General features: G+C 37.1%; 7 protein-coding genes and 8 pseudogenes. 5 read left to right on the forward strand and 10 right to left on the reverse strand.

Annotated features, from left to right (window positions below; translation table 11 throughout):
• Positions 1–204: 204 nt before the first annotated feature.
• Positions 205–1,157: pseudogene (locus JCM13188_RS16695) on the reverse strand (aromatic acid exporter family protein).
• 90 nt (positions 1,158–1,247) lie between these two features.
• Positions 1,248–1,679, reverse strand: a pseudogene (locus JCM13188_RS21880) (BrxA/BrxB family bacilliredoxin).
• Positions 1,680–1,863: 184 nt separating this feature from the next.
• On the opposite strand from JCM13188_RS21880, the pseudogene JCM13188_RS19880 reads away from it, so the two are divergent.
• From JCM13188_RS19880 to JCM13188_RS19895, 4 genes and pseudogenes are all read left to right on the forward strand, one after another.
• Positions 1,864–2,794: pseudogene (locus JCM13188_RS19880) on the forward strand (ABC transporter ATP-binding protein).
• An 85-nt stretch (positions 2,795–2,879) separates the two neighbouring features.
• Positions 2,880–3,140, forward strand: coding sequence for an ATP-binding cassette domain-containing protein (locus tag JCM13188_RS21885; RefSeq protein WP_279402038.1), 261 nt, complete (start codon positions 2,880–2,882; stop codon positions 3,138–3,140).
• Positions 3,100–3,321: a hypothetical protein gene (locus tag JCM13188_RS21890; RefSeq protein WP_279402039.1), complete on the forward strand. Its 222-nt coding sequence runs from the start codon at positions 3,100–3,102 to the stop codon at positions 3,319–3,321. The genes JCM13188_RS21885 and JCM13188_RS21890 overlap by 41 nt, the downstream gene beginning before the upstream one ends.
• On the forward strand, positions 3,312–3,587 hold the full coding sequence (locus JCM13188_RS19895; protein ID WP_279402040.1) for a P-loop NTPase family protein: 276 nt from the start codon (positions 3,312–3,314) through the stop codon (positions 3,585–3,587). Before JCM13188_RS21890 ends, JCM13188_RS19895 begins: the two co-directional genes overlap by 10 nt.
• Before the next feature lie 37 nt (positions 3,588–3,624).
• Here JCM13188_RS19895 and JCM13188_RS16710 read toward each other — a convergent pair whose 3' ends face one another.
• From JCM13188_RS16710 to JCM13188_RS16745, 8 genes and pseudogenes are all read right to left on the reverse strand, one after another.
• Entirely contained in the window at positions 3,625–4,896 is a 1,272-nt protein-coding gene (locus JCM13188_RS16710) for a dihydrolipoamide acetyltransferase family protein (RefSeq protein ID WP_054755005.1), read from the reverse strand.
• An 18-nt stretch (positions 4,897–4,914) separates the two neighbouring features.
• Positions 4,915–5,898 carry an alpha-ketoacid dehydrogenase subunit beta gene (locus tag JCM13188_RS16715; RefSeq protein ID WP_054755006.1) on the reverse strand — a complete coding sequence of 328 codons (984 nt, stop codon included), beginning with the start codon at positions 5,896–5,898 and terminating at the stop codon, positions 4,915–4,917.
• Positions 5,899–5,900: 2 nt separating this feature from the next.
• Complete coding sequence (locus JCM13188_RS16720; RefSeq protein ID WP_054755007.1) at positions 5,901–6,905, reverse strand: thiamine pyrophosphate-dependent dehydrogenase E1 component subunit alpha; 1,005 nt, start codon at positions 6,903–6,905, stop codon at positions 5,901–5,903.
• 17 nt (positions 6,906–6,922) lie between these two features.
• Positions 6,923–8,343, reverse strand: a pseudogene (gene lpdA / locus JCM13188_RS16725) (dihydrolipoyl dehydrogenase).
• Positions 8,344–8,347: 4 nt separating this feature from the next.
• Positions 8,348–9,444, reverse strand: a pseudogene (gene buk / locus JCM13188_RS16730) (butyrate kinase).
• 11 nt (positions 9,445–9,455) lie between these two features.
• Entirely contained in the window at positions 9,456–10,556 is a 1,101-nt protein-coding gene (locus JCM13188_RS16735) for a Leu/Phe/Val dehydrogenase (RefSeq protein ID WP_054755008.1), read from the reverse strand.
• Positions 10,557–10,579: 23 nt separating this feature from the next.
• Positions 10,580–11,479 (reverse strand): annotated as a pseudogene (locus tag JCM13188_RS16740) (bifunctional enoyl-CoA hydratase/phosphate acetyltransferase).
• 24 nt (positions 11,480–11,503) lie between these two features.
• Positions 11,504–13,555 (reverse strand): annotated as a pseudogene (locus JCM13188_RS16745) (sigma-54 interaction domain-containing protein).
• A 153-nt stretch (positions 13,556–13,708) separates the two neighbouring features.
• Between JCM13188_RS16745 and JCM13188_RS19900 the strand changes: the two are divergent.
• Positions 13,709–13,905, forward strand: a pseudogene (locus JCM13188_RS19900) (DUF2627 family protein).
• Positions 13,906–13,965 lie beyond the last annotated feature (60 nt).

Genomic DNA, 13,965 nt, shown 5'->3' on the forward strand with positions numbered 1-13,965 from the left:
CTCCTACGGGAACAGCACGAACTGACAATCATCCAAAGTGAACGCAAGTGAACTTTGGGAAGCCTACGCCGTACCCGTGGAAAGCGATGTGTATTTCCATTGCGATATACGAACTACTTCCTTGATAAAGCGTCCTAGTTATAGGGACTTTTTTAACCAGTCCACTAATTGGGGAATAGTTACACAACGTCTACTAGGCTTTTATTATATATCGCTTTTTTTATAAGAACGCTTTAGGATTAAGTATTGTTCAATTTCATTCAAAAGTAAATACAAATTAGCTCTTTCTTCAAAACCTTGACGGTCTTTTGGTAGTTCTTCTTTATTAAATTGCTTTCTAATATTGCTTAACTGTTCTAAATATTTTATCGCTGTGTTCTGTGGTTGAACATTTTTGAAAGATTTTCAAATAGCTCTCCGATATAGTAATATTCATCCTCAGTTGCATGAATTCGGCTAATTAATGGTAACATTCGTTCTAAAATCTCAAATTGCTTTTGCCTCATATGAAAATAATGATAATAAGGATGATGGCTCCTTAATAAATGGTTTTCAACATCACGAGAAGCAAGTTCGCTTGCCTGATCTAATAATTGTGATACCTTTGTAAGTTCTGCCCCTGTCCAAGAGTGATCACCCGTTTTAAGAAAATGGGCAATTTCTTTTAATATGACTGAAAAATTCTTCTCGACATCTTTCTGAACCTCTTCTAAATTAGATTCTAAACTTGGCATGTATAAATTTAATACAAGTGCCACACCTATGCCGACAAGTAGCAATACAATCTCATTAATGATTAAACCTAATGTCACTTCTCCTGCCCCATATACATGAAGGATAATAACAGAACTGGTAATGACACCTTCAGTGATTTTTAACTTAACCGTGATTGGAATGAATATTAATAATACGATTCCAACCGTAAGCGGGAAGTAACCAATTAATTCAAACATGAATGCGGATACGGCAAGCCCAATTATACACGCATAAAACCGATACCAAGCGTTTAATATAGAACTTCTTCTAGTTATTTTAATACATAAAATAGTTAAAATAGCTGCAGAGATAAAATTATCTAAGTTTAATAGTTGTGCTATAAAGATAGAAATTGGAGCACCAATAGCTGTTTTAATCGTTCTTGAACCAATCTTAAACATGATTGTTCCTCTCTAATTTCTTTTTACTAACACTATAACGCATAATATCGCTTATGAAAAAGAAAAAGGTGGCTGTAAACCACCTTTTTCTTAATATTCTTCGCAGTATTCATCAAATAATGTTTGTAATTGCTGAACAACTTCCATTGGTGTTGAGCTTTCAATTTCATGGCGCTCAACCATTTTTGAATCTTACCATCTTTAATAAGTGCAAACGATGGAGATGAAGGTGGATATCCTTCGAAATATTCTCTCGCCTTCTCTGTTGCTTCACGATCTTGTCCAGCGAAAACCGTAACTAAATGATCTGGGCGATGATCATGATGAATGGCATTAGCAGCAGCTGGACGAGCAACGCCCCCCTGCACAACCACATGTTGAATTCACCATTACTAACGTTGTACCTTTGCGAGAAAAAGCTTCATCTACCTCTTCAGGTGTTGTTAGGTTTTCGAATCCTGCTTCGTTAATCTCAGTACGAGCTTGATTAACGAAATCTTGCATATAAATGTTAAAATCCATTCCGAATGGCTCCTTTTTCTAAATATTTAAGTATTCAATAATATCCTATCAATATTATGTATTCCTTTCAATTATATTGCAAATATTCATGTCCGTATGAACCAAAAAGTTCATTGTGACAAACCATTTATCTAATGTTATAATATGTTAGATTTTTCTAGGATAAGGAGATAAACATTAAAACATGATTAAGACATTTTTCTCATACTACAAACCCCATAGAAAACTATTCGTAATTGATTTTACAAGCGCTGTCATCGTCGCCATACTAGAATTGGCCTTTCCAGTCGCTGTCCAGTGGTTTATCGATGATTTATTAAAAGGACCAAATAAAGATTGGAATATAATCATAACTGTCAGTATCATACTACTGCTAGTTTACTTACTGAGCACCTTTCTTCAGTTTGTCGTTAGTTACCTAGGTCACAAGCTTGGGATCAATATAGAAACCGATATGCGTGAAGAGCTTTTTACACATGTTCAGCGTCAATCATTCCGTTTTTGATAACACTAAAACAGGCCATATTATGAGCCGTATTACGAATGACCTGTTTGATATAGGAGAATTAGCTCACCACGGACCTGAGGATGCTTTTATTGCCATTATGACATTCTTCGGTGCCTTTAGCATTATGTTTTACTTTAATCCTACTCTTGCCTTAATCGCACTTGTTATGGTTCCGCTTTTAGTTGCACTCGTAACTTATTGTAACATTGCTATGAATAAAGCCTGGAGTAATATGTATGGGAGAATAGCTGACGTTAACGCACGGGTTGAAGACGCTGTATCGGGTGTCCGTGTGGTTCAATCTTTCACAAATGAAGACTTTGAGATTAATCGATTCCGCAAGGATAATGGATTGTTTCGTATAGCTAAAATCGGTGCCTACCGCGTAATGGCATGGACACATTCTAGTATTTATATGATGACTAGACTGCTGACATTACTCGTGTTAGTCGTCGGATCTTGGCTTGTTTTTAACGGACAATTAACCCACGGAGAATTAGTACTTTTCGTTTTATTTACTAATGTTTTAATCAAACCTATCGATAAAATTAGTGCCTTGTTAGAGTTATATCCTAAAGGAATGGCTGGTTTTAAACGTTTTTCGTAACTTAGTAGAACAAGAGCCTGATATTGAAGACGCTCCGCAAGCTAAGGGTGTTCAAAACCTTAAAGGGGATATTAAATTTCACAATGTGGATTTCTCTTATGATAGATATAAAACAGTATTAGAAAATATTAACCTGAACATCCACACAGGTGAAACCGTTGCGTTTGTTGGACCATCTGGTGCCGGAAAGTCAACTATTTGTTCATTAATACCAAGGTTTTATGATGTGAACAACGGTTCCATCACAATTGATGGTATCGATATCAAAGGTATGACAAAAATCACTAAGACAGCAAATAGGTATTGTGCAACAGGATGTCTTTCTATTTACCGGAACAGTGCGTGAGAATATTGCATACGGTAAACAAGATGCAACTGAGCATGAAATTCGTGAAGCAGCTAGAAAAGCTCACCTAGATGATGTTATTGCCAACTTACCTCAAGGCTACGATACACAAATAGGAGAGCGCGGTTTAAAGCTTTCAGGTGGACAAAACAAAGGCTTGCGATTGCGAGGATGTTTTTAAAAAATCCTCCAATTCTTATTTTAGATGAGGCGACATCTGCTTTAGACACTCAGACTGAGAAAGTCATTCAGAAATCACTAAATGAATTGGCTGAGAACCGCACAACATTAGTTATAGCACACAGACTTGCTACCATTCGAGGTGCGGATCGTGTAATTGTTGTGACAAATGATGGCATTGCAGAGCAAGGAACATATGAGGAACTAATATCTGCTGATGGCATATTTGCTAACTTGCATAAAATTCAATTTGATATAAAGGAATAACTAAAAAAGGCTCGGGATTTGTCCCGAGCCTTTCAACTTAATATACTGACGTATTATCCTTCGACATATTTTCTAAAATCTCTTTAACTCGCTGCAAGAAATTTCCGCATACGAGTCCATCTAAAATTCTGTGATCTAGTGATAAGCATAAATTTACCATATCACGTGCAGCAAACATTCCATTCATATAAACCGGCTTCTTCACAATGGATTCCACTTGTAAGATCGCTGCTTGAGGGTGATTAATTACACCCATAGATTGAACGGAACCAAACGAACCAGTGTTATTAACTGTAAACGTTCCGCCTTGCATATCATCATTTGTTAATTTACCTTGGCGCGCTTTATTAGCTAAATCGACAATGTCTTTTGCAATGCCTTTGATACTCTTCTCATCCGCATTCTTAATTACTGGGACAAATAACTGATTCTCATTAGCTACCGCAATGGATAGATTAATGTCTTTTTTCTGGATAATTTTATCTCCAGCCCATGAACTATTGATCTCAGGAAATTCTTTAAGCGCTTGTGCAACAGCCTTTACAAAGAAAGCAAAGTAAGTTAAAGAAAACCCTTCTTTACGTTTGAAATCCTCTTTCAATTCATCACGTAAATTAACTAAATTAGTAACATCCACTTCAACCATCATCCATGCATGAGGAATCTCAGTCTTAGACTTGACCATATTTTGGGCAATAGCCTTACGTACGCCTGATACTGGAATCTCAATATCACCAGCTTCAGCGGATGGAACATCAGCTGGTTTATTTGACTGAGCAGGCTGCTGAATGGCCTCTGTTGATTTATCTTGAGTGTTTGATTGATCAGTTTGAGATCCGCTTTGAGGGATATTACCAGAATCAATTATTTTCTCTAAATCTTTACGAGTAATTCTTCCACCTCGGCCAGAACCTTCAACCTGATTTAGATCAATACTGTGTTCTTGGGCTAATTTTAACACTGCTGGAGAATAACGTTTCTTCATTGATTGATCTTGATTAGTTGATTGGTCTTCTACTGGTTCTTCTGTTTGTTCTGGTGATTCATCTGAACTTTCACTTGAACCACCTTCAACCTCAATGTAACAAATTAATTCGCCGACTTGAATGGTGTCACCTTCGTTAGCCACTAAATCTTTAATCGTACCAGTAAAAGAAGATGGTACTTCTGCATTTACTTTATCTGTCATGACTTCTGCTATTGGGTCATATTTATTGACTTCATCGCCAACACCAACTAACCAAGAGCTGATTGTACCTTCAGTAACACTCTCGCCTAGCTGTGGCATTGTAATTTTTTCTACACTCATTATTTAACCTCCTTATCCTTAGAATTCTGCTAAATCACGCATTGCTTCTTCTACTTTATCAGGGTTTACCATGAAGAATTTCTCCATTGTTGGAGCATAAGGCATTGCTGGAACATCAGGTCCTGCCAGTCTTTGAATAGGAGAATCTAAATCAAATAAGCAATTCTCAGAGATGATCGCAGCCACTTCACTCATGATACTTCCTTCTTTATTATCTTCGGTAACCAGTAACACTTTACCAGTCTTCTTAGCCGCTTCAATAATCGCCTCTTGATCTAACGGATATACGGTACGTAAATCTAAAATATGTGCAGAAATACCTTCTTCTTCTAATTTTTCTGCTGCTTGAAGAGCGAAATTGACACATAAACCATAAGTGATAACTGTAATATCATCACCCTCGCGCTTTACATCCGCTTTACCGATTGGTAATACATAATCGTCGTCTGGAACTTCACCTTTTAATAAGCGATACGCACGTTTATGTTCGAAAAATAAAACCGGGTCTTCATCACGAATTGCTGCTTTTAATAATCCTTTCGCATCATAAGGGTTTGAAGGCATAACGATCTTTAGTCCAGGTTGATTCGCAAACACTGCTTCAACTGATTGTGAGTGATAAAGGGCTCCGTGCACTCCACCACCATATGGAGCACGTATCGTAATAGGACAACTCCAATCGTTATTAGAACGATAACGAACTCTAGATGCTTCAGAGATGATTTGGTTAACAGCAGGCATAATAAAATCAGCAAACTGCATCTCAGCAATCGGTCTCATACCGTACATAGCAGCTCCTACACCAACACCAGCAATAGCCGACTCTGCTAACGGTGTATCAATGACACGTTCTTCACCGAATTGATCGTATAAACCTTCTGTTGCTTTGAAAACTCCGCCTTTTTTACCGACGTCTTCACCTAAAACAAATACTTTGTCATCACGTTCCATCTCTTCACGCATCGCTTGAGTGACCGCTTGGATATAAGATTTAACTGGCATGCTTATTCCCCTCCCTTATCAGCATAGACATACTTCAATGCATCTTCCGGTTCAGCGTAAGGTGCATTTTCAGCATAATCTGTAGCTTCATTTATTTCTTTATCTAGTTCTTTTATAAGCTCTTGTTCTTTTTCATCTGTTAGAATATCATTATCTTTTAAATATTGTGAGAAAATATGAACACAATCGTTTTTCTTCATTTCTTCAATTTCTTCTTTATCACGGTATGCTGTGTGATCATCGTCACTCGAGTGAGCAGTTAGACGGTTAGTAATGGCTTCAATTAGTGTTGGCCCTTCTCCGTTAATGGCTCTTTCTCTTGCTTCTTTAACCACTTTATAAACTTCTAATGGATCATTACCATTCACTTGGTAGCCTGGCATCCCGTAACTTTTAGCACGATCTGCAACTGTTTCTGATGCTACTTGCCTCTCAAGAGGTACTGAAATCGCGTACTTGTTATTTTCAACCATTGTAATAACCGGTAATTTATGAACACCTGCAAAGTTTAGTCCTTCATGGAAGTCGCCTTGGTTTGAAGACCCTTCACCTAAAGTGACAAATGAAGCGAAATCCTTCTTTTCCATTTTACCTGCTAAAGCTACACCAACTGCGTGTGGCAATTGGGTTGTAACAGGGGATGATCCTGTTAGAATACGGTTCTTCTTCTGCCCAAAGTGCCCTGGCATTTGACGACCACCTGAGTTAGGGTCTTCCGCTTTAGCAAAACCAGATAAAAATAGTTCTTTTGGTGTCATCCCAAATGCTAGCACCACACCCATATCACGATAATAAGGTGCTGTATAGTCCTTATCACGATCTAAAGCAAACGATGCCCCAACTTGCGCCGCTTCCTGTCCTTGACATGAAATTACAAATGGAATTTTTCCAGCACGGTTTAATAACCACATACGTTCATCAATTTTTCTAGCGAGTAACATGGTGCGATACATATCCAGTACTTGTTCATCCGTTAATCCAAGTTCTTCATGACGCTTCTTTCCCATTTTAAAACCTCCCCTTTTTATCCATGAATTTGTTTTCCTTCAACAGCTAGAGCTGCTTCACCCATAACCTCAGATAATGTAGGGTGTGGATGCACTGTATGTGCAACTTCCCAAGGTGTCGCATCTAAAACTTGAGCTAAACCTGCTTCAGAAATCATGTCTGTAACATGAGGACCAACCATGTGCACTCCTAAAAGATCCTCGGATTCCTTGTCAGCAATAATCTTGACAAAACCATCCTTTTCTCCATAGACTAATGCTTTCCCGATTGCTTGAAACGGGAACTTACCAACTTTAACATCATATCCTTGCTCTTTCGCTTGATCTTCAGTTAACCCGACACTTGCAACTTCAGGGTTAGAGTAGATACAAGTAGATATATGTTCATAATTAATTGGTAATGGATCCTCATTTGCCATATGTTCTACAGCAACAATACCTTCATGTGAGGCAACGTGAGCTAGCTGCATACCGCCAATGACATCACCTATCGCATAAATATGAGATTCTTTAGTTTGATAGTATTTATTCGTATTGATTGAGCCTTTTTCAACAATTATATCTGTATTCTCTAGACCAATGTTATCAACATTTGGTGCACGACCAACAGATACAAGCATTTTTTCTGCTACGAATGACTTTTGTTCACCTTTATGTTCTGCCTGAATCGTAACCTGTTCACTTTTTTCAAGTGTGTCAGGTAAAACTTTAGCTCCAGTGACAATTTTAATCCCTTTTTTCTTTAATAACCTTTTAACTTCTTTTGAAATATCTTTGTCTTCTGTAGGTAAAATACGCTCCATGTATTCTAAAACAGTGACTTCAACTCCAAAATCATTGAGCATAGATGCCCATTCGATTCCAATGACGCCGCCACCAACAATCACAACGGATTTAGGAAGCTCATCTAAATTTAGAGCATGATCAGATGACAGTACCATTTCACCATCAAGTTCTAAACCAGGTAAAGATTTCGGCTTTGATCCTGTTGCAATTAATACATTTTTAGGAATAATGATGGTATTCTCCTCACCATCGTTACGTTCAACTGAAATGGTTCCAGCTGTTGGTGAGAAAATACTAGGGCCCAAGATACGGCCAAACCCTTCAAAGACATCTATTTTCCCTTTTTTCATTAACCCTTCGACACCTTTATGTAATTGGTCGACGATTGAGCTTTTACGTTGTTGTACTTTTGTAAAATCTAAAGATGTATTTTCAGTTAGAACACCGTATTGTTCAGCTTCTTTTGTTTGTTTAAATACTTCCGCGCTACGTAGTAATGACTTGGAAGGGATGCACCCTTTGTGTAGGCAAGTTCCACCCATTTTTCCTTCTCGACAACTGCTACCTTAAGCCCAAGTTGACTTGCACGAATAGCAGCTACATAACCTCCTGTTCCGCCACCTAGGACGACAACATCATATTCTAAAGCCATACCTCTATACCCCTTTCTTTTCTACGGTATATTCCTTAGCTTGCTCTTTTCCTGTAAGCACTCTAAGTGCGCCCTCTACTAGTGCTTCCATTTCATTTTCCCCTGGTAACACCATTACATCAGCAATCCATTCAACATTTTGAATAATCTTTTCAATAAATTGGTTTCCATAAGCGAGGCCTCCAGTTAGCACAATTGCGTCTACTTGCCCTTTTAACACAGCACTGGAAGCACCAATCTCTTTAGAGATCTGATAAGCCATAGCTTCATACACTAATTTTGCTTGCTCGTCTCCATCTTTAATTCGTTTTTCAACTTCAATCGCATCATGCGTTCCTAAATGATTAACTAATCCACCTTGACCGACTAACATCTTTTGTATTTGATGCTTTTGATATTTGCCCGAAAAACATAAATCAACTAATTGACCCGCTGGTATTGTACCTGCTCGTTCTGGAGAATGAGGCCCATCACCATCTAGTCCATTATTAACATCGATTACTTTTCCATGATGGTGTACACCAATGGTAATTCCTCCACCCATATGGCAAACAATGAGCTTTGAGTTTTCATATGGCTTGTTTAACTTATCGCAAACCTTTCGAGCCACAGATTTTTGATTAAGTGCATGAAATATACTTTTTCTCTGTATATCCTTAATCCCAGTCACCTTAGCTATAGGCAGCATTTCATCAACGACAACAGGGTCGACTATATAAGCAGGAATATTTAGGTCACTGGCTAGATCAAAAGCTATTAACCCACCTAAATTCGATGCATGCTCGCCATTATAACCATTCTTCAAATCATGAACATATCCTCTGAGACATTATAGGTTCCGCCTTCAATAGGCCTTAACAAGCCACCTCTAGCACATATAGCTTTGAATTTAGAAAGGTTAAAACCTTCTCCATCTAAAGTATTTAAGATGACTTGTTTTCTAAACTTGAATTGATCGATTAGACGCTCAAATGGCTCAAATTCATTCAATTGATGTCTGATTGTTTTAATAAATACACTTTTTTCACTTTCGAAAACACCAATTTTCGTTGATGTTGAACCAGGATTGATTATAAGTGTTCGAATGCTTTCCACCTGCAACTCCTCCAACACTAACCGTTTCTTCTAGAAATGATATTGTGTTCATTTCTTAAAAAGGTACTGCGTGATTTACTCACACTTTCAATTCTTTCTTCTGCCATACGATCCGCAGCTTGATGCGCAGGAATATTGTCACGTTTAGAAATTTCAAAGATTTTATCTAAACTTTCATAAATTTTTTCAATTTGTTTATATGCGCGTTCTTTGTTATAACCATTTAACTCATCTGCTACATTAATTACTCCACCTGAATTAATAACATAATCTGGCGCATAAGCGATACCTAATTCATGTAACTTTTGACCGTGACGATCTTCAGCTAATTGGTTATTGGCAGAACCCGCAATGGCTTTAGCTTTTAACTGAGGGATTGTATCATCATTAATTGTCGCTCCTAAAGCACAAGGCGCATAAATGTCACAATCAACGCCATAAATATCGTCTGGATCTACTGCATGAGCTCCGAAATCCTCCATTGCCCGTTTTACAGCTTCTTTATTAATATCCGTTACGATTAATTTAGCGCCTTCTTCATGTAGATGTTTACACATATGATAAGCTACATTTCCAACTCCTTGAACGGCTACTACTTTACCTTCTAAAGAATCGCTTCCGAATGCTTCTTTAGCTGTTGCTTTCATTCCTAAGTAAACCCCATATGCAGTTGCAGGAGATGGGTTACCTGATGAGCCAAATTCTGGCGAAATTCCGGTAACATAATCTGTTTCCATATAGATCGTATCCATATCTTGTACAGTTGTACCAACATCTTCAGCGGTAATGTAACGACCATTTAACCCTTGGATATAACGACCAAAAGCTCTAAACATTTCTGGGTTTTTATCTTTCTTAGGATCACCAATGATCACTGTTTTACCGCCACCAAGGTTTAATCCAGCAGCTGCATTTTTATAGGTCATTCCTTTAGACAGACGTAATGCATCGATAACAGCTTCCTCTTCTGAATCATATGTCCACATACGTGTCCCACCCAAAGCAGGGCCTAATGTTGTATCATGTATCGCAATAATTGCTTTTAATCCCGAATTTTTGTCCTGACAAAATACAACCTGTTCATAATCGCTTTCCTCTAAATATTTAAAAATATCCATTTCTGTATTCCTCCTCAAAGTTTTTAAGATGTTAATAAAGCAAATGCTAATGAATATATTTTACTCTCGGCTGAATCAGCACGAGATGTTAACACGATTGGTGCTTTCGCCCCGCTTATAATACCTGCAACTTTTGCGCCAGCAAAATAAGTGAACGATTTATAAAGTGTATTTCCAACTTCAATATAAGGACAGACCAGAATATCAGCGTTTCCGGCTACCTCTGATTGGATGCCTTTCTCCTCTTTAGAATCTAAGGAAATAGCATTATCAAATGCAAGTGGCCCATCTACAATACAACCTGTAATTTGACCTCGTTTTTGCATCTGAGATAATACAGCTGCATCAACAGAGGCTTGCATAGCAGGGTTGACGATTTCGACCGCTGCAAGAGGTGCTACCTTTGGCTGTTTGATTCCTAACCTGTTAACTACATCTACAGCGTTTTTGAGTAATTTGCACTTTTTCTTCCAAGTTTGGAGCGATATTCATACCCGCATCCGTTAAAAACAATAATCGGTCTCGTTCTTTTAATTCGAACATCGCAACGTGAGATAAGATTCGTCCATTTCTTAATCCTGTTCCCTTTTTTAATACGGACTTGAGCACAATTTTCGTTGCAACATTCCCTTTCATTAAGATATCTGATCGTTCTTCAGATACTGATTGAACAGCTTTATCGACTGCATTTTCAACCGAAGTTGAATGGTGTAGAGTAATTTTTTCACTCTGTAAATTTAATTCTATTTCATCTGCAGCGTTTGTGATCTTTTCAATATTTCCGAATAACTTAAAACTTGCAAGGTCACGATTTACGCCATCCTTAACAGCTCTTAATGTTTCAACATTAGTCGCTTCTGCTACAGCTACAACTTCTTTTCTCTCATATTACAAAGCTGCTCAACTAATCCATCTAGTGACATTTCTTTCGTTTTCATGGTGTCTTTTTAAGAATCCTTTCCGATGTTATATTTTTTCATTTTGTAATATAAATTTCTTATTGAAATATTTAATTGATCTGCAGTCTTTGCTTTAATAAAATTATTTTTTTCAAGTGTTTCTAGTATTAGCTGTTTTTCAAATTCATCTAAAGCCTCCTGCAGCGGGATAACTTGATTTTCATTAGATTCATACATAATATCTAGGTCATCAAAAGATGTTTTCCTTAGTGGCGGTAAGTGTTTCTCCTGTATAGTGCTCTCGCCTAAGTCCATACTGATGATGGCTCTGCCTATGATATTTTCAAGCTCTCTAACATTGCCAGGATAATTATATTTTTTCAACTTATCTAATGCATCTTCAGAAATTGCTTTAACATTCCGACCATAATTTTCATTTAGATGACTTAGCAAGTGATGAATTAGCGGTTTTAAGTCATCATCTAACCTTTCTCTTAATGGTGGAATATTAATCGGGAATTTATTTAACCTATAGTAGAGCTTTTCATTAAATTCATTTGTCATAATTGCCTTTTCTAAATTAACATTCGTCGATGCGATGATTCGCACGTCTACGTAAATAGGGTTGTGGCCATTGACTCGAATAATCGTTTGGTCTTCCAGAACTCTTAAGACTTTAGATTGTAATTTCGGAGGCAGATCACCAATCTCATCTAAGAAAATGCTTCCTCGATGAGCTTCTTCCAAATAACCAATTCGCTGTTCAGGTGAACCGTATTCATCTCCAAATAACAACCTGTCTAATACTTCTTCATCATAAGAAGCACAGTTAACTCTTATGAACTTTAAGTGTTTGCGATCACTTTCATTATGAATCGCATGGGCTATTAATTCTTTACCTGTTCCTGGCTCTCCCCGTAAAAGCACACTAGTCGGTGATTTAGCACCTACTTTAGCTTGCTCTAAGGCTAGAACCATATCGTTAGATTTTGCCACTATATCATGAAATGTGTACTTAGCTTCTAAATTTCGTATTATCTGTCTGGCTCTTTTCAGCTCACTAGTTAAAGATTCAATTTCCGATAGGTCGTGAATAACCCCGACACTTCCCTTAAGTTTGCCATCCACAATGATAGGAGCGACATTAACTAATACATCTCTTTTACTTGGGCCGACTTTCATTCGTGCTCCGCGAACTGGACGCCTTGTTTCTAATACTTTAAGGTGCATACTCTCACCTTCAGATATATCAGCAGTTGCAGGTTTACCAATGACTTCTTTTTCAGAAAGACCGGTTATCTTTGTATATGCAGGATTAATCATTAAACCATGACCCGTTTCATCAACTACCGAAATGGCTTCTTCACTGGATTGAATGATTGATTCTAACATTACCTGTATATCCTTTAAATTTGTAATTTCTTCCGCTAAGCTTACAACTTCAGTAATGTCCTTAAATACCGCATAAGCACCTAATAACTCACCAGAGTCACTAATTAACGGAATTCGTGTCGTAATCACTTTCTTTCCATTTTCTAGAGTCAAATGTTGATTGACTTCACGTTTTTTGAAATTAAGATATCTGGTAGTTTAGAATCCGGAATTACGTTCAAAATTCTTTGGTTCATCATATCGTTTTGATTAATATCCAGGATTTGACTAGCTGCACGATTTACAAATGTGACCACTTCATCGTTGTTTATGACGATCATACCGTCGTGAATGGTGTTTTAATATTAATTCTCGCTTTGACGTATCTCTTTTAATTTGGTCAACTAATGATTCTTTTTCATCTAATAGTTGATAAATCACGTGAGCAATTGTGCCGGGTATTAATACACAATGAACTGGTTTAATGTTAAATAAATGATCAAATACTTGTTGATTGCCAGTAGCTTCAACAATAATATCTACAGAATCATTAATTGCATGTTCATAATTGTTATATGTAAGAATATTTTGTTGTTCAGCCATTCTAAGTCCAGGTGCTTGTGAATCTACATCCGCTACTGCATTTATATTCAACATATCGACTTGTTGAAAAAGCTTTAAAATGGCGGTTCCACCTTTACCTGCGCCTACGATTACAACATTTTGCATTACATCCACCTACACCTTGCAAAAATTTGCACACTTCCATCATAATGTAAGCGCTTTACAAATGCAAGATATTTTCATTTTTTTAAAAAAAACATGGTATACTACTTAAAGGTGTAGAAATGGGGTAAAAATATGAGAATTATTGCATTTTTAATGCTTTTATTTCCTGGAATATTAGCTGTTTATGGAATCAAATTAATAAGAGATTCATTTTTGGTATGATTGATTCCATCTATATAAATGTATTTGTGCAATTGTTTGCAGGGTTATTGTTTGTCGTGATTGGAATTGGCTTTATAGGCGGATTTTTACTACGCCGAGATCGTAGAAAACAAAAATTAAAGAAATAATAAAAAGAGAATGGGACAAAAGAAAAATAGCTTTTCAATAAACGAATATTGAGTGTAATT

The sequence above is a fragment of the Piscibacillus salipiscarius JCM 13188 genome (genome assembly GCF_001311865.1).
GTDB classification, from domain to species: domain Bacteria; phylum Bacillota; class Bacilli; order Bacillales; family Alkalibacillaceae; genus Piscibacillus; species Piscibacillus salipiscarius.